The following is a 15092-nucleotide window of genomic DNA, read 5'->3' on the forward strand; positions in this document are numbered from 1 at the left end:
GGGTGATCAAGGGGTCGTGCGGGAGCCTCCGCCGAGTTCGCCCGCCCAGCGGCGGTACAGGCGGTGCGGCACCCCCGCCGCGTCGAGCACCCGGCCGGCGACGAAGTCCACCAGGTCCTGGATGTGGGTGGCGCCCGCGTAGAAGGCCGGGGAGGCGGGCACCACGGCGGCGCCCGCGTCGTCCAGGGCCACCAGGTGCCGCAGCGTACGGCCGTCCAACGGGGTCTCCCGGACGGCCACGACCAGCGTGCGCCCCTCCTTCAGGGTGACGCTCGCGGCACGCTGCAACAGGTCCTTCGACAGCCCGAGCGCCACCCCGGCGACGCACGCCGTCGACGCGGGCACGATCAGCATGCCCCGGGCGGGGTACGACCCGGAGGACGGCCCCGCGGCCAGGTCCCCGGCGTTCCAGTACCGCACCCGGTCCAGGTCGGCGGTGAACGCGCCGGGCTTGCCGTCGGCTCCGCGCCCCAGCCATTCCCGCAGGTCGTCGCGCCAGTGGGCATCCCGGAAGGAGATGCCGGTCTCGTCGAGCAGGGTGAGCCGCGAGGCCCGGCTGACCACCAGGTCGACACTCTCGCCGGCGTCGAGCAGCGCACGCAGCACCGAGGCGGCATACGGAGTGCCGGACGCCCCGGACACCCCCACGATCCAAGGCACGCGCTGCGAATGTCCTGGGTTCACATCTTGAGCCTACCGGTGGACGGGGCAGACCTCAGGACCGGTCCGGCGCCTCGGGGTCCACGGGGAGGTGGCTGGTGCGGACGGTCAGCTTTCCGAGGGGGGAGTCGACGATCAGGTCCGGGCCGTAGCGCAGGGTGTCGCGGCCGCGGTATCCGCCGGGTCCGGGGTTCTACATGGTCACGACCCGTCCGCGCGGCGGGTCGAGGACCAGGTGGTCGGCGATGCCGCGCGAGGCGTACCGGAGGGGTTTCACGTCGTGGTCGCGGCGGATGCCGCCCGGCGACACCACCCCGGCCACGAACTCGATGAGGCCGGGCTGGTACGAGCCGCTGTCCTCGGCCTCGGCCTCGGCCGGAATCACCGCCAGGCCGGGGCAGAACTCGTTCTCCCGGTCGAACACGAAGGCGACGCCGGTGACAAGGCTCCAGCCGGAGGGCGGTCGGGCCTCCAGGTCGGCCCGAAGCCGCGTGATCGTCCTCCCGGGGAACGGCCTGACCGGGTTCCTCATGAGGCTGCCCCCGATCATCTCCGTGTGACAGCCGGGGAACAGGTCCTCCAGCCTGCCGAGCCGCGAGCGCAGGCGGTCAAGGTCCGAGACGGTCACGGCGGCCTCCCCGGGATCCTGCTCCCGATGGCAGGCCGCACCGTACTCAGACGGTCAGACCCCGCACGAGCAGGTCCAGCAGCGCGCACACGAACAGGGCGATGCCGATGAAGCCGTTGACGCTGAAGAACGCGCGGTTGAGGCGGGAGAGGTCGTTCGGGCGGACGATGGTGTGCTCGTAGACGAAAGCGCCCGCGACGATCAGCAGGCCCAGCCAGAAGAAGACGCCGGCGTCGGTGGCGAGGGCGTACCAGACGAACAGGGCCGTCGTCACGGCGTGGCAGCCCCGCGCACCCCAGATCGCGGCCGGGACGCCGAACCGGGCCGGCACCGAGCGGACGCCGACCCGCCGGTCGGTCTCGACGTCCTGGCAGGCGTAGATCAGGTCGAAGCCGCCGATCCAGACGCCGACCGCGAGACCGAGGATCACCGCCTCCCAGGACCACTCGCCGGTGATGGCGAGCCAGCCGCCGATGGGCCCCATGGCCTGCGCGAGACCGAGGATGGCCTGCGGGAAGTTCGTGAACCGCTTGCCGTACGGGTACACCACCATCGGGATCACCGCGACGGGCGCGAGGGCGAGGCAGAGCGGGTTGAGCAGCGCCGCCGAGCCCAGGAAGACCACGACGGCGACGATCGCGCCGGTCCAGGCGTGCTTCACCGACATCGCGCCGGTGACCAGTTCGCGGTGGGCGGTGCGCGGGTTGCGGGCGTCGATCTCGCGGTCGATGATCCGGTTGACCGCCATCGCGAAGGTGCGCAGGCCCACCATGCAGACGGTCACCAGCAGCAGCCGGCCCCAGTGGATGTTGCCGTCCAGCTCGTACATCGCGGTCAGCGCGGCGATGTAGGCGAAGGGCAGCGCGAACACCGAGTGCTCGATCATCACCAGGCGCAGGAACGCCTTGGTGCGCCCCGGCTGCTGCGGAAGCGCGGCGGAAGCCGACGTCACAGTCCGTACTCCTTCCAGCGGCGGTCGACCTTCGCCGCCGTCTCCGGGTCGGACAGCACCATGTCCGGCCAGCCCCCGTCGCGGGTGTACCCCTCCTCGGGCAGCTTCCGCGTCGCGTCGATGCCCGCCTTGCCGCCCCAGAACTGCTGGTAGGAGGCGTGGTCGAGATGGTCGACCGGGCCCTCCACGACGGTGAGGTCACGGGCGTAGTCCGTGTTGCCGAGCGCTCGCCAGGCGACCTCGTGCAGGTCGTGGACGTCGCAGTCGGCGTCGACGACCACGATCAGCTTGGTCAGGGACATCATGTGCGCGCCCCAGATGGCGTGCATCACCTTCTGGGCGTGTTTGGGGTACTTCTTGTCGATGGACACGATCGCACAGTTGTGGAAACCGCCCGCCTCCGGGAGGTGGTAGTCCACGATGTCCGGCACGATGATCTTCAGCAGGGGCAGGAAGAAGCGCTCCGTGGCCCGGCCCAGCGGCCCGTCCTCGGTCGGCGGGCGGCCGACGACGATCGACTGGAGCAGCGGGCGCCGGCGCATGGTGACGCAGTCGATGGTCAGCGCGGGGAACGGCTCCTGCGGCGTGTAGAAGCCGGTGTGATCGCCGAACGGCCCCTCGGGGAGCGTCTCGCCGGGCTCCAGCCAGCCCTCCAGAACGACCTCGGCGTGGGCCGGCACCTGGAGCGGCACGGTCTTGCAGTCGACCATCTCGATCCGCTTGCCCTGGAGGAACCCGGCGAACAGGTACTCGTCGATGTCTCCGGGGAGCGGGGCGGTCGAGGCGTACGTCACGGCGGGCGGACAGCCGAAGGCGATGGCGACCGGCAGGCGCTCGCCGCGCCGGGCGGCCACCTGGTAGTGGTTCCGGCTGTCCTTGTGGATCTGCCAGTGCATGCCGATGGTGCGCCGGTCGTGGCGCTGGAGGCGGTACAGGCCGAGGTTGCGGACGCCGGTCTCGGGGTCCTTGGTGTGGGTGAGCCCGAGGTTGAAGAAGGAACCGCCGTCCTTGGGCCAGGTGAACAGGGCCGGCAGCCGGTCGAGGTCGACGTCGTCACCGCGCAGCACGACCTCCTGCACCGGCGCCTCCCTGACCTTCTTCGGCGGTACGTGCGTCATCGAGCCGAGCTTGCCGAACGCCTCGCGCACCCCGACGAACCCGTGCGGCAGCTCGGGCTTCAGCAGCCCGCCGATCTTGTCGGAGATGTCGCCGTACGACGTCAGGCCGAGCGCCTTCAGCAGGCGGCGGTCGGTGCCGAAGACGTTCATCGCCAGCGGCATGTCGGAGCCCTTGACGTTCTCGAAGAGCAGGGCCGGGCCCCCCGCCTTGTTGACGCGGTCGACGATCTCACCGACCTCCAGGTGGGGATCGACCTCGGCCTTGACACGCTTGAGGTCGCCCTCGCGTTCCAGTGCCCGGAGCAGGGAGCGGAGATCGTCGTAAGCCATGCCGTCCAGTATCCCCGAGCGGTTACGCTGGCCCCGTACCGCCCACCGCTTTCGCTGGAGAGACCCCATGCTGCGGGTGCTGATGTTCCTCGTGCCACTGGCGTTGAGCGTCTACGCGTTCATCGACTGCATCAGCACGCGGGACGAGGACGTCCGGCACATGCCCAAGCCGCTGTGGGCGATCCTCGTCCTGCTCTTCCCGCTGGTCGGCTCGGTCTCCTGGATCATCGCGGGGAAGCGGCGGCAGCCGGCGGGCCGCCCGGCCGGCCGGGGCCGGTGGGTCGCGCCCGACGACAACCCGGACTTCCTCAAGTCGCTCGACCGGGACCGGGACGAGGACCCGAAGGGCGACTGAGGAGCCGTTCCGCCCGGACCACCGAGGGCCGGGACAGGACGGTGACGGCGAGCGAGGCCGCCGCCAGCACGGCCATCGTCGTCCCCGTCCCGAGGTACTGGGCCAGCCCGCCGGCGAGCGCCGCGCCGAGGCCCTGCCCGGTCATCCGGCCGGCCGACTCGACGCCCTGGACCTGGCCGCGCTCCGGGCCCGGGGTCAGCGCCAGCAGTTGTTCCTGGAGCGGCAGGGTCGCGGCGAACCCGGCCCCGGACACGAACACCGCGACGGCCAGCACCGCCGTCGGCGGGCCGGCCGCGAACAGCAGGAACGGCGCGGCGAGCAGCAGCCGCAGGGCGAACGCGGCGCGGCGGCGCCGCTCGGCACCGAGCAGCCGCCCGACCGTGAGGTCCCCGAGCAGCAGGCCGGCCGAGCCGGCGGCCAGCAGGACGCCCGCGGCGCCGGGGTCGTAGGAGAGGAACAGGGCCTCGCAGCCGACGATCAGGCCGTTGGGGACCCAGAGGTTCAGCAGCAGGGCCCGGCCGCCGGGGCGGGCGAAGAGGGCGGCGTTGGCGGTCCAGGTCTGCCGCGGTCCGGGGCGCCGGGTGAGGCGGACCGGGCGTTCCCGCACGGTCGCCGCGACGACGGCGGTGCCGCACCCGGTCAGGACGGCGGCGGTGCCGAAGACCTCCTGGGGCGTCAGGTGCCGCAGCAGCAGGGCGCCGAGGGCGTAGCCGAGGACGGCGGTGGCGCCCGAGGTGATGTTCATCAGCGACCGGGCGAGGGCGTACGCGCCGTCCGGTACCGACTCGGCGAGCAGCCCCATCCGGGTTCCGGTGGCGAGGGACTGGAAGAAGCCCAGCACCAGCAGCAGGGCGAACCGGACGGCCGTCGGCAGCCCGAGGACGGCCTGCGCGGCGACACCGGCCAGCGACACGCACTGGAGGGCGACGAGGGTCCGGCGGGGGCGGGCGCCGTCGGCGACCGACATCAGGGTCAGCGCGCCGAGCACGGTCGCGAAGGTGGCGCCGTACATGCTCACGGCCGTCAGGAACGGGGACCGGGTCTCCCGGCCGACCAGCGTGCCGAGCGCGAAGCCGGACAGGGTGCTCGCGGCGACGGTCAGCGTGAAGCCGGCGTAGAGGCCGGTGAACTCGCGGTCGCGGAGCAGCGCGCGGTAGCCGGCGGGTGGGGTGGCGGAGGGCGGCGTGACGGGGGGCGGGGTGGTGTCGGAAGGCATGAAAAAAGCCTCCGAGCGTGCCCGCGGGGGCGCGTCGGAGGCGGACACGGGAGTTATAGCACCCCGCGGCCGGTCCCCGCGACCGGGGCCGCGGGGACCGGCCCGGAGGTCACACGCCCGCGTAGGAGTGCTTGCCGGAGACGAAGATGTTGACGCCGTAGTAGTTGAACAGCCAGCAGCCGAAGGCGATCAGGGCCAGGTAGGCGGCCTTGCGGCCCTTCCAGCCGGCCGTGGCGCGGGCGTGCAGGTAGCCGGCGTAGGCGACCCAGGTGATGAAGGACCAGGTCTCCTTGGGGTCCCAGCCCCAGTAGCGGCCCCAGGCGTCGCCGGCCCAGATGGCGCCCGCGATGATCGTGAACGTCCACAGCGGGAAGACCGCGGCGTTGACCCGGTAGGCGAACTTGTCGAGGGAGGCGGCGGCGGGCAGCCGGTCCAGGACCGAGTTGGCGAAGCGGCCGGGGGTGCCGCCGGTCGCCAGCTTGTTCTCGTAGGAGTCCTTGAACAGGTACAGCAGCGTGGAGACCGCGCCGACGTAGAAGACCGCGCCGCACAGGATGGCGGTGGAGACGTGGATGTACAGCCAGTACGAGTGCAGCGCGGGGACGAGCTGGTCGCTGGCCGTGTAGAGGACGGTGACGGCGAGGCCGAGGTCGAGCAGGACCGTGGTGACCAGCGGCAGGCCGAGCCAGCGGATGTTCTTCTTCAGCAGGAGCAGCACCACGTAGACGCCGACGGCGACCGTGGAGAAGGTGATGCTGAACTCGTACATGTTGCCCCACGGCGCCCGCTGCACGGACAGGGCGCGGGTGAGGACGCCGCCGAACTCGATGAGGAAGGCGAGCACGGTGAGGGAGATGGCGACCCGGCCGTACAGGTCGCCCTTCTCGGTGCCGCCGGCCGCGCCGGGCCCGTCCGGGACGTCGCGGGCGCCGGCCGCGGAGCGGACGACGACCTTGGGCCGCTCCAGTACGGCGGTGCCGCCCGCCTTGGTGACGGTGACGGCCGGGCCGGTCCTCGCCCCGCCCGCGCCCGCGCCCTCGGCGGTCAGCGCGGCGGCGGTGCGGCCGACCTTGCTGCGGCTGCCGAAGATCCACTCGGCGATGTAGGCGAAGAAGGCCAGGGTGTAGACCGCCATCGACGAGTAGATCAGCGTGTTGCTGATGTTCGCGAGGTGCTCGTTGGTCGCTGCGGCCAGCTGGGTCGCGTCGGCGAGAGTCACTTCTTCTCAGCCCTCTCGGCAGTGGGTTCGGCGGTGGGTTCGGCGGTGGGTTCGGGGAAGGTGTCGTACAGGACCCCGGCCAGGTCGCCGAGTTCCTCGGGGAGTTTCGCGGACTCGCTGCGGCCGAGGCCGGCCAGCTCCACCACGGTGACGCCGTCGGCGCCGGCCACGGCCCGCACCCACACCCGGCGGCGCTGGATGAACAGCGAACCGGCCAGGCCGAGGATGGCGACGACCGCGCCGCCCAGCGCCCAGCCGCTGCCGGGCTGGGCGGTGACCTGGAAGCCGGCCCATTCCTGGATGCCGTCGAAGGTGACCGAGCCGTTGCCGCCGGGGAGGGTCATGGTCTGGCCGACCTCGAGCTGCTTCTTGTACAGCTCGCCCTTGGAGTCCTTGAACTCCTTCAGGTTCTTGTCGTCCAGCTGGTACACGCTCTGCGGGATGCCGGAGTCCACGCCGAGGTCGCCGTGGTAGGCGGAGAGCGCGAGCATCGGGTTGAGCAGCGCCGGGAAGGTGGAAAGCATCGTGGAGCCCTTGCCGCCGTAGGTCGGCAGGAAGAACGCGTTGAAGCCGAGCTGCTCCTTCTCGCCCTTGGCGTTGCGGTAGCCGTCCATCACCTTGATGGCGCCGGAGGAGGTGACGTTGGCGTCGAGCGGCAGCAGGGCGAACGGCTCGTGGTCGACGACGACGTCGCCCTCGGCGTCCCTGACGGTGACGATCGGGGCGTAGCCGTGGCTGACGAGGTAGACCTTGGAGCCGTCGATCTCCAGCGGCTCGTTGACCTTGACGGTGGTCGACTTCTCCTTGCCGTAGGCGCCCACGCTGTAGGTGATCCGCGCCTCGAAGGTGCGCGGGGTGCCGCGGTTGGGGCCGGACGGCTCGTAGGTGCCCCTGAAGTCCTTCAGGGTGAAGCTGAACGGTGCCAGGTCGTCCTGCGACCAGAGGTTGCCGGACTTGAAGTCGTCGTACTGCGTGAGGGTGTTGGAGAAGCCGTCGCCCTCCAGGACCAGCTTGTTGCCCTCGTACTTGAAGAGCTGGCCCCAGCCGAAGGCGATCAGCATCACGATCAGCGCGATGTGGAAGGCGAGGTTGCCGACCTCGCGGAGATAGCCCTTCTCGGCGGCGACGGCGTCGCCGTCCCGGTGGGCGCGGAAGCGGCGCTTCCGCAGCAGCTTCAGCGCGGCCTCGCGGACCTCCTCGGGGGCGGCCCCGGTGCGCCAGGTGGTGTAGGCGGGCAGCCGGGTCAGGCGGCGCGGGGCGCGGGGCGGCCGGCCGCGGAGCTGGCCGACGAACTGCCAGGTGCGCGGGACGATGCAGCCGATGAGCGAGACGAACAGCAGGATGTAGACCGCGGAGAACCACACCGAGCTGTAGACGTGGAAGAGGCCGAGTTTCTCGTAGACCGGCGCGAGGGTCTCGTGGTCCTGGTAGAACTGCTCGACCTTGGTGGCGTCGACGCCGGTCTGCGGGATCAGCGAGCCGGGGATCGCGCCCAGCGACAGCAGCAGGAGCAGCAGCAGCGCGACCCGCATGGAGGTGAGCTGCCGCCAGAACCAGCGGACCCAGCCGACGACGCCCATGGCGGGCGGGTTCGGCCCTTCCTCCGCGGGCGCGGTGGACAGCTGGGAGCCGGCGGCGCCCAGCTCCTGGTCGTCACCGGCCTTCCGGGTGCCGTCGGTGGTCGTCTTGCTCATCGCGTCAGATCCCTACAGTGAAGCCGTTGGACCAGGTCTGCATCTGCTGGACGATGCTGTCCCACGCGCCGGTCAGCAGCAGCAGTCCGGTGGCGATCATCATGGTGCCGCCGATCCGCATCACCCAGACGTAGTGGCGCTTGACCCAGCCGAAGGCGCCGAGCGCCTTGCGGAAGGCGACCGCGGCGAGCACGAAGGGCACGCCGAGGCCGAGGCAGTACGCGACGGTCAGTATCGCGCCGCGCCCGGCACTGGCCTGGTCGGAGGAGAGCGCGAGGACCGAGGCGAGGGTCGGGCCGATGCAGGGCGTCCAGCCGATGCCGAACAGGGCGCCGAGCAGCGGGGCGCCGACCAGGCCGGTGGCGGGCCGCTTGTGGAAGCGGTACTCGCGCTGGGTGAGCCAGGGCATCAGGCCCATGAAGAAGACGCCCAGGACGATCATGAGGACGCCGAGCACCTTGGTGAGGACGCCGCGCTCCTCCTGGAGGGTCTGCCCGAAGAAGCCGAACAGCGCGCCGCCGGAGACGAACACGGCGGTGAAGCCGAGGACGAAGAGGGCGGCGCCGGTCGCCATCCGGCCGCGCCGGGCCTCGGCCAGGTCGGTGCCGGTGACGCCGGTCACATAGGACAGGTAACCGGGGACCAGGGGCAGGACGCAGGGCGAGAAGAAGGAGACGAGGCCGCCGAGGAGGGCGATCGGCAGGGCGAGCAGCAGCGCGCCGCTGCGTACGGTCTCGCCGGGGTCCGCGGCGAGCGTGGACAGGGCGGCACTCACGTCACTTCTCCGCCAGGACCGGCTTGAGCATCGCCCGCAGCTTCTCCTCGCTGAGCGCCTGGAGGGTGCGCGCGGCGATCCTCCCGTCGCGGTCTATGACGAGGGTGGAGGGGATGGCCTGCGGGTTGAGGGTGCCCTTCGCGAAGCGGAGCATCAGCTTGCCCGTGGGGTCGTACAGGCTCGGGTAGCTGATCCCGTACTCCTTCTCGAAGGCCCTGGCGGGGCCGGTGGAGGTGTCGCGGGTGTTGATGCCGACGAACTGGACGCCCTGGTCCTTGACGTCCTGGTAGACCTTCTCGAAGTTCTTGGCCTCGGCGCGGCAGGGCGGGCACCAGGAGCCCCACACGTTGAGGACGACGACCTTGCCCTTGTACGCGGCGACGTCGAGCTGCTCGCCGTCGACGGTCTTGCCGGAGAGGTCGGGGACGGCGGCGCGGTCGCCCTTGTCGACGGCCGCGATGCCGTTCGCGCCGGTGATGTAGTGGGTGTCGCCGCCTCCCCCGGAGGTCCCGCCGGAGCCGCAGGCGGACAGCAGCAGGGCGCCCGCGACGGCGCCGGTGGCCAGGGCGGCGCGGCGGCGGGCGCGGGCGGTGGTGCGGTTCGAGCGCAGGGGGGCGCGGCTGGCGGCACTCATGTGAAAAGTTTCGCATGTCCGGTCCGGGGATCTTGCGCACCCCCCTGCCGAGGCGGAATCCGCACCTCAGGTGGTGGTGGGGGCCGCCTTCAGGAAGGTGTTCCAGCCCCCGGCGGGCGCGGTGCCGACCTCCAGCGTGCGCAGGGTGTCGAGGACCTCGGGCCGCTGGGCGTCCAGCCAGTCGGTGAACTGGCGGAAGGAGACCAGCCGGATGTCCCCGCCCTTCTCCTTCTCCCGCGCGATGTGCTCCAGGGCCTCCTCCACGGCGTCCATGTAGAGGCCGCCGTTCCACTCCTCGAAGTGGTTGCCGATGAAGAAGGGCGCCCGGTTCGTCTCGTAGGCCCGCCGGAAGCCGGATATGTACGACTGGGCGGCCTGCCGGCGCCAGCCCGGGTAGTTGTAGGCGGGCGCCTTGGTGGAGTTGACGGACTGGTTGGCCAGCATGTTGTAGTCCATCGACAGGACCTCGAACGAGTGCCCGGGGAAAGGTATCTGCTGCAACGGCAGGTCCCAGACGCCGTTCCGCTTCACCGGCCAGACCTGGCGGCCGCCGGGCGAGGAGGCGTCGTAGCGCCAGCCCAGCTCGCGGGCGGTGGGCAGCAGGTTGTCCTGGCCGAGCAGGCAGGGGGTGCGGCCGCCGACCAGTTCCTTGTCGTAGTCGAAGGGGAGGGCGGGCAGGTCGGTCCAGCCCGTGTTGGTCCGCCACTCGGTGACGAACTTCTTGGCCTGGTCGATCTCGCTGCGCCACTGCGCGGGGGTCCAGTGGGCGACGGAGCCGGACCCGGCGCAGAAGTGGCCGTTGAAGTGGGTGCCGATCTCGTGCCCCTCCAGCCAGGCCCGCCGGACGTTCTTCAGCGTCTCCTTGATGTGCGCGTCGGTGAGGTAGCCGATGTCGGAGGCGCCGCGCGGGTTGTTCGGCGGCTCGTAGAGGCGCTTCTTCGACTCGGGCAGGAGGTAGAGCCCGGAGAGGAAGAAGGTCATGTGCGCCTCGTGCTCCCCGGCGAGGTCCAGGAAACGCGGGAAGAGGCCGTTGCCGACGTCGCCGGCGCCGTCCCAGGAGAACACCACGAACTGCGGCGGCGCCTGCCCCGGCTCCAGCGGCTCGGGCGCGGCCGGCTGGTGGGGCTGCTTGCCGGTGAACTCGGTGGAGCCGTCGCCGAGCGGGCGGGCGGTCACGGTGGGCTCGGCACCGGGACCGGCGCCGGCACCCGTGTGCGGCTTCAGCCCGTCGGAGTGGGCACCGCCGCCGCAGCCCGTCAGTCCGACGGCCGCCGCGGCGGCGCCCGCGCCGAGCCCGAGCGCGCCCCGCCGGGAGAGCGTGCGGCCGGTGGGTCGGGTGGGGCCTGGGGTGGAGGTACGCATCGCGCTCCCCGTTCATCGCGTTCTCTGTGGTCACCCGGTCAGAGGGCGCGATGGAGGGGGAGGTTCCGAAAATACGTGCGGATATCGTGACGAAGTCCACGGTCCCCGCCGCGAACTCCCGTCACTCAGGCCCCGTAGGCCTTGCCCTTCCCCTTCTCCGGCTTGGCGCCGGCGAGCAGATGGGCCGGGACGAGGTCGCGGGCCGGCTCCGAGTAGCCGACCGACACGATCCGGTCGCCCTGGTACGTGAACGTCGTCAGGGACGCGAGCGTGCACTGCCGCTTGCGCGGGTCGTGCCACAGGCGGCGCCGCTCGACGTAGGACCGGACGATCCAGATCGGCAGCTGGTGGCTGACGACGACCGCCTCGTGGCCCCGGGCCCGGTCCTTGGCCGCGTCCAGCGCGCCCATCATCCGGACCACCTGGTCGACGTACGGCTCGCCCCAGGACGGCTTGAAGGGGTTGACGACGTGCTTCCAGTTGGCGGGCCGGCGCAGCGCGCCGTCGCCGATGCCGAAGGTCTTGCCCTGGAAGACGTTGTCCGCCTCGATGAGCCGCTCGTCGGTGTCCAGGTCGAGCCCGTGCTCCTTGGCGATCGGCGCGGCCGTCTCCTGCGCCCGCTCCAGCGGGGAGGCGGCGACGTACGTCACGTCCCGCGGGGCGAGGTGCTCGGCGACCCGCTCGGCCATCCGCCGGCCCAGCTCGGAGAGGTGGTAGCCGGGCAGCCGGCCGTAGAGGACGCCGGTGGGGTTGTGGACCTCGCCGTGCCGCATCAGGTGGACGACGGTGATCTCGTGGTCGCGGTCCGTGCTGCTCATGCCGTCGCCTCCGCCGCCGCGCGGGCCGCCGCCGGGAGGGCGTCGGCGATCCGCTGCACGGCCCGCTCGTCGTGCGCGGTGGACACGAACCAGGACTCGAAGGAGGACGGCGGGAGGTAGACGCCCTGGGCGAGGAGGGAGTGGAAGAAGGCGGTGAAGCGGAAGGACTCCTGCGCCTTGGCGTCCTCGTAGTTCCGCACCGGGCGGTCGGTGAAGAAGACGGAGAACATGTTGGAGGCGGTCTGGATGGTGTGCGCGACCCCCTCCTTGGCCAGCGCCTCGCCGACGAGCCCCTGGATCCGCCGCGAGACGGCGTTCACCTTCTCGTACGCCGCGTCGTCGAGGAGACGGAGCTGGGCGAGGCCGGCGGCGGTGGCGACCGGGTTCCCGGAGAGCGTGCCGGCCTGGTAGACCGGGCCGGCCGGGGCGAGGTGGGCCATGACGTCCGCGCGTCCCCCGAAGGCGGCGGCGGGGAAGCCCCCGCCCATCACCTTCCCGAAGGTCATCAGGTCGGGGACGACGCCCTCGATCCCGTACCACCCGGCGCGGCTGGTCCGGAACCCGGTCATGACCTCGTCGGAGACGAACAGCGCGCCGTCGGCGGCGCAGGCGTCCTTCAGGCCCTGGTTGAAGCCGGGCAGCGGCGGTACGACGCCCATGTTGCCGGGCGACGCCTCGGTGATCACGCAGGCGATCTCACCGGGGTGCGCGGCGAAGGCGGCGTGCACGGCGTCGAGGTCGTTGTACGGCAGCACGATGGTGTCGCTCGCCTGGGCGCCGGTGACGCCGGGCGTGTCGGGCAGCGCGAAGGTGGCGACCCCGGAGCCGGCGGCGGCCAGCAGCGAGTCGACGTGGCCGTGGTAGCACCCGGCGAACTTGATCACCTTGGTCCGCCGGGTGAACCCGCGGGCCAGCCGGATCGCCGACATGGTCGCCTCGGTGCCGCTGGACACCAGCCGCACCTGCTCCAGCGGGGCCACCCGCTCCACCATGGCCTCGGCGAGCGCGACCTCGCCCTCGGCGGGCGTCCCGAACGACGTGCCGCGCGCGACCGCCTCCTGCACGGCGGCGATCACCTCGGGGTGCGCGTGCCCGAGGATCATCGGCCCCCAGGAGCAGACCAGGTCGACGTACTCCCGGCCGTCGGCGTCGGTGAGGTACGGCCCGGTGCCGGACACCATGAACCGGGGGGTGCCGCCGACCGCGCCGAAGGCCCGCACCGGGGAGTTCACACCGCCGGGCGTGACGGCCGCCGCACGGTCGAACAGCGCCTGCGAGGCCGGTGCTTCGTATGGATATGCCAGTTCGCTCATGACCTGCGACTTCTCCGACCTTCTCGACCTTCTCCGACTTCTCGGACTCCGGTTGCGGGGGTGACCTCCTCAGGGTAGGCCAGCGGGTGCGGGGGGCCGGGGGCGGGAGAAGGGGGCGGACGGGAGCGGGCCGGAAGCCGGAGTGCCGCCCGATGATCGGACAACCGTTGCCACGGCCGCCACGTCTGCAAGACTGGGACCGGACCGGAACAGGCCGGAAGCCGGGTACACCCGGAGCACCCGGGGCGCGCGGACGGGGGCGGCCGGCCCTGCGGACAGATGTCTCACCGTACGTTTCGGCGGGCGGCCGCGGGGGAGGTCACTGACACGATGATCGGGTTGCGCGGCCGGGGCCACGCGGCCTAGAAAAGCAGTCGGGTGGAGATATGCATCGCGGTGGCGGACTGGGCGAGGGGACCGACGACCTGGGTCCTCGACGCGCCCGGCGGGGCAGGCACCGACGCGAGGCGGAGGAGACGGCCGAGGCACGCCAGGCACACGCTGGACCGAATGAGCCCGAACGGCTCGACCGCGGGGTCGACCGGCTCCGGGCCGGGAGCAGGAATGGTGGTCGGGTGGGGGTGACCTACAAGTACTTCGGCGCGCCCGACGGCGCGACCGCGGCCCGCGTCCCCATCTCCATGCGCCCCGAGGAACTCGGCGGCGACGAGCTGGGCATGAACGGCATGTTCACCAAGATCAAGCCGGAGACCATGGCGGCCATGGTCCTCACCGGCATCGAGGGCGTCCCCCTGCACCGGGTCCCCCCGCTCGAACTCGTCGTCCTCCACCCCGACTACGCGGTCGTGAAGCTCCCGATGACCGTCGTCGACCCGCTGCGCGGCATCGGCGAGGAGGCGGTCGGCGCGGCGGCCTTCATCTGGTCCACGGTCCCGGACCGGGGCGGGCCGCGGGACGCGTTCAACGTGTACCAACTGCTGCACGAGTGGCAGGACTTCTCGAAGCGGTTGCACGAGGCGGGGCATCAGGCGTACTGCCTGGTGTGGCCCTGAGCCGGGGTTCCGTGAGGTTCGGGCGGGGTCTTCGGGCCTCGCCCTTGTGCGTGCCGGGGAGGGGCCGTCAGGCGGCCAGGGCACATTGAGGGCACATTGGTTTCGCTGGGGGTGGTGATGTGCCCTGAGGCTCTCCGGTTTCTGACGGCTCCGCGCCGGTGAAGGCATCGTCGATCGCCTTGCGGGTCCGGCGGCCCGCTGGACGGCAGCAGGTGCGTGTACGTCCGGAGCGTGAAGCCGGGATCCGAGTGGCCGAGGTACTCGGAGAGCGCCTTGATGCTCTCCCCCGCGTCCAGGGGCACTGAGGCGTACGCGTGCCGGAGGGCGTGCATGCCGTCCTCCGGGGCCGCTTGGAGATACCCTCGCCCCGCGCTCGCGGGGAGGGATCACGCCGGCGGCGACCAGGGCTCGCTTCCAAGCGCCCATGTTGAAGACGCTGCGGTTGTACGCCCGGCCCTTCTCGTCGACGAAAAGCAGCCGGAAGGTCTTGGGCTCGCCGTCGGGCTTCGCCCAGGGCAGCGTGACCGCCGTCGGCGGGAACCGCCTCATGTGGGCCTTGAGGGCAGTGGCCAGCTGCGCCGACAGCGGCACTGACCGGATCTCCCTGTTGCCCTTGGGCAGAGCGGAGACCGGCTTCGTGCCGACGAGCCGCACCTGGCGGTTGACGTGGATCCAGCCGCCCTTGAAGTCGATGTCCTCGACGGCGCATCCGAAGACCTCCCCCTGGCGCAGGCCGCACCCGAAGGCGAGCTTGCCGCCTGCCTGGAAGCGCTCGGGCAGCCCGGCGATGACGGCACGCACACGCTCCAGGGACCAAGGGACGATCTTCTTCTTGGTCGCGGTCGGCAGCTTGACCGACTTCGACTTGCACGGGTTCTTCGGCAGCAGCCCGTCCTCCACGGCCGCGCCGAGGATGCTGGAGAGGATGTCGAAGATGCCCTCGATCGTCGACACCTCGAAGCCGCCGTCCTGCAGCGCGCGAATCCAGCCCTGAATGACCGAAGG

14 protein-coding genes and 1 pseudogene are annotated in these 15092 nt (G+C 71.6%); 2 read left to right on the forward strand and 13 right to left on the reverse strand.

Annotated features, from left to right (window positions below; all coding sequences use genetic code 11):
• Nucleotides 1–6: 6 nt before the first annotated feature.
• The 4 genes from Sdagh_RS16900 to Sdagh_RS16915 all read right to left on the reverse strand — a co-directional run bounded on the left by Sdagh_RS16900 (nucleotide 7) and on the right by Sdagh_RS16915 (nucleotide 3688).
• On the reverse strand, nucleotides 7–684 hold the full coding sequence (locus tag Sdagh_RS16900; RefSeq protein ID WP_494485929.1) for a UbiX family flavin prenyltransferase: 678 nt from the start codon (nucleotides 682–684) through the stop codon (nucleotides 7–9).
• 169 nt (nucleotides 685–853) lie between these two features.
• Entirely contained in the window at nucleotides 854–1288 is a 435-nt protein-coding gene (locus Sdagh_RS16905; protein ID WP_226535222.1) for a Uma2 family endonuclease, read from the reverse strand.
• A gap of 46 nt (nucleotides 1289–1334) precedes the next feature.
• Nucleotides 1335–2240 carry a menaquinone biosynthesis prenyltransferase MqnP gene (gene mqnP, locus Sdagh_RS16910; RefSeq protein WP_189423095.1) on the reverse strand — a complete coding sequence of 302 codons (906 nt, stop codon included), beginning with the start codon at nucleotides 2238–2240 and terminating at the stop codon, nucleotides 1335–1337.
• Nucleotides 2237–3688: a menaquinone biosynthesis decarboxylase gene (locus Sdagh_RS16915; protein WP_189423093.1), complete on the reverse strand. Its 1452-nt coding sequence runs from the start codon at nucleotides 3686–3688 to the stop codon at nucleotides 2237–2239. The genes mqnP and Sdagh_RS16915 overlap by 4 nt, the downstream gene beginning before the upstream one ends.
• 67 nt (nucleotides 3689–3755) lie before the next feature.
• Here Sdagh_RS16915 and Sdagh_RS16920 point away from each other — a divergent pair, with 67 nt between their 5' ends.
• Complete coding sequence (locus Sdagh_RS16920; RefSeq protein WP_189423091.1) at nucleotides 3756–4043, forward strand: PLD nuclease N-terminal domain-containing protein; 288 nt, start codon at nucleotides 3756–3758, stop codon at nucleotides 4041–4043.
• Here Sdagh_RS16920 and Sdagh_RS16925 read toward each other — a convergent pair.
• The 8 genes from Sdagh_RS16925 to hemL all read right to left on the reverse strand — a co-directional run bounded on the left by Sdagh_RS16925 (nucleotide 3997) and on the right by hemL (nucleotide 13074).
• On the reverse strand, nucleotides 3997–5259 hold the full coding sequence (locus tag Sdagh_RS16925; protein WP_190077920.1) for an MFS transporter: 1263 nt from the start codon (nucleotides 5257–5259) through the stop codon (nucleotides 3997–3999). The two genes, Sdagh_RS16920 and Sdagh_RS16925, sit on opposite strands and share 47 nt — an antisense overlap.
• Nucleotides 5260–5368: 109 nt before the next feature.
• Entirely contained in the window at nucleotides 5369–6478 is a 1110-nt protein-coding gene (gene ccsB / locus Sdagh_RS16930; RefSeq protein ID WP_189423086.1) for a c-type cytochrome biogenesis protein CcsB, read from the reverse strand.
• Nucleotides 6475–8172: a cytochrome c biogenesis protein ResB gene (resB, locus tag Sdagh_RS16935; protein ID WP_190077919.1), complete on the reverse strand. Its 1698-nt coding sequence runs from the start codon at nucleotides 8170–8172 to the stop codon at nucleotides 6475–6477. Before resB ends, ccsB begins: the two co-directional genes overlap by 4 nt.
• 4 nt (nucleotides 8173–8176) lie before the next feature.
• On the reverse strand, nucleotides 8177–8947 hold the full coding sequence (locus Sdagh_RS16940) for a cytochrome c biogenesis CcdA family protein (protein WP_226535224.1): 771 nt from the start codon (nucleotides 8945–8947) through the stop codon (nucleotides 8177–8179).
• A 1-nt stretch (nucleotide 8948) separates the two neighbouring features.
• Nucleotides 8949–9581 carry a TlpA family protein disulfide reductase gene (locus Sdagh_RS16945; RefSeq protein ID WP_189423082.1) on the reverse strand — a complete coding sequence of 211 codons (633 nt, stop codon included), beginning with the start codon at nucleotides 9579–9581 and terminating at the stop codon, nucleotides 8949–8951.
• A 66-nt stretch (nucleotides 9582–9647) separates the two neighbouring features.
• Entirely contained in the window at nucleotides 9648–10943 is a 1296-nt protein-coding gene (locus Sdagh_RS16950) for a polysaccharide deacetylase family protein (protein WP_190077918.1), read from the reverse strand.
• A 125-nt stretch (nucleotides 10944–11068) separates the two neighbouring features.
• Nucleotides 11069–11761, reverse strand: coding sequence for a histidine phosphatase family protein (locus Sdagh_RS16955; protein WP_190011351.1), 693 nt, complete (start codon nucleotides 11759–11761; stop codon nucleotides 11069–11071).
• Nucleotides 11758–13074, reverse strand: coding sequence for a glutamate-1-semialdehyde 2,1-aminomutase (hemL, locus tag Sdagh_RS16960; RefSeq protein WP_189423076.1), 1317 nt, complete (start codon nucleotides 13072–13074; stop codon nucleotides 11758–11760). The genes Sdagh_RS16955 and hemL overlap by 4 nt, the downstream gene beginning before the upstream one ends.
• A gap of 386 nt (nucleotides 13075–13460) precedes the next feature.
• On the opposite strand from hemL, the gene Sdagh_RS16965 reads away from it, so the two are divergent.
• Nucleotides 13461–14087 carry a hypothetical protein gene (locus Sdagh_RS16965; protein WP_189423074.1) on the forward strand — a complete coding sequence of 209 codons (627 nt, stop codon included), beginning with the start codon at nucleotides 13461–13463 and terminating at the stop codon, nucleotides 14085–14087.
• 67 nt (nucleotides 14088–14154) lie between these two features.
• Here the strand turns inward: Sdagh_RS16965 and Sdagh_RS16970 are convergent.
• A pseudogene (locus Sdagh_RS16970) lies at nucleotides 14155–15092 on the reverse strand (tyrosine-type recombinase/integrase); the annotation flags it as partial.

The sequence above is a fragment of the Streptomyces daghestanicus genome (genome assembly GCF_020521275.1).
Taxonomy (GTDB): Bacteria; Actinomycetota; Actinomycetes; order Streptomycetales; family Streptomycetaceae; genus Streptomyces; species Streptomyces griseoviridis.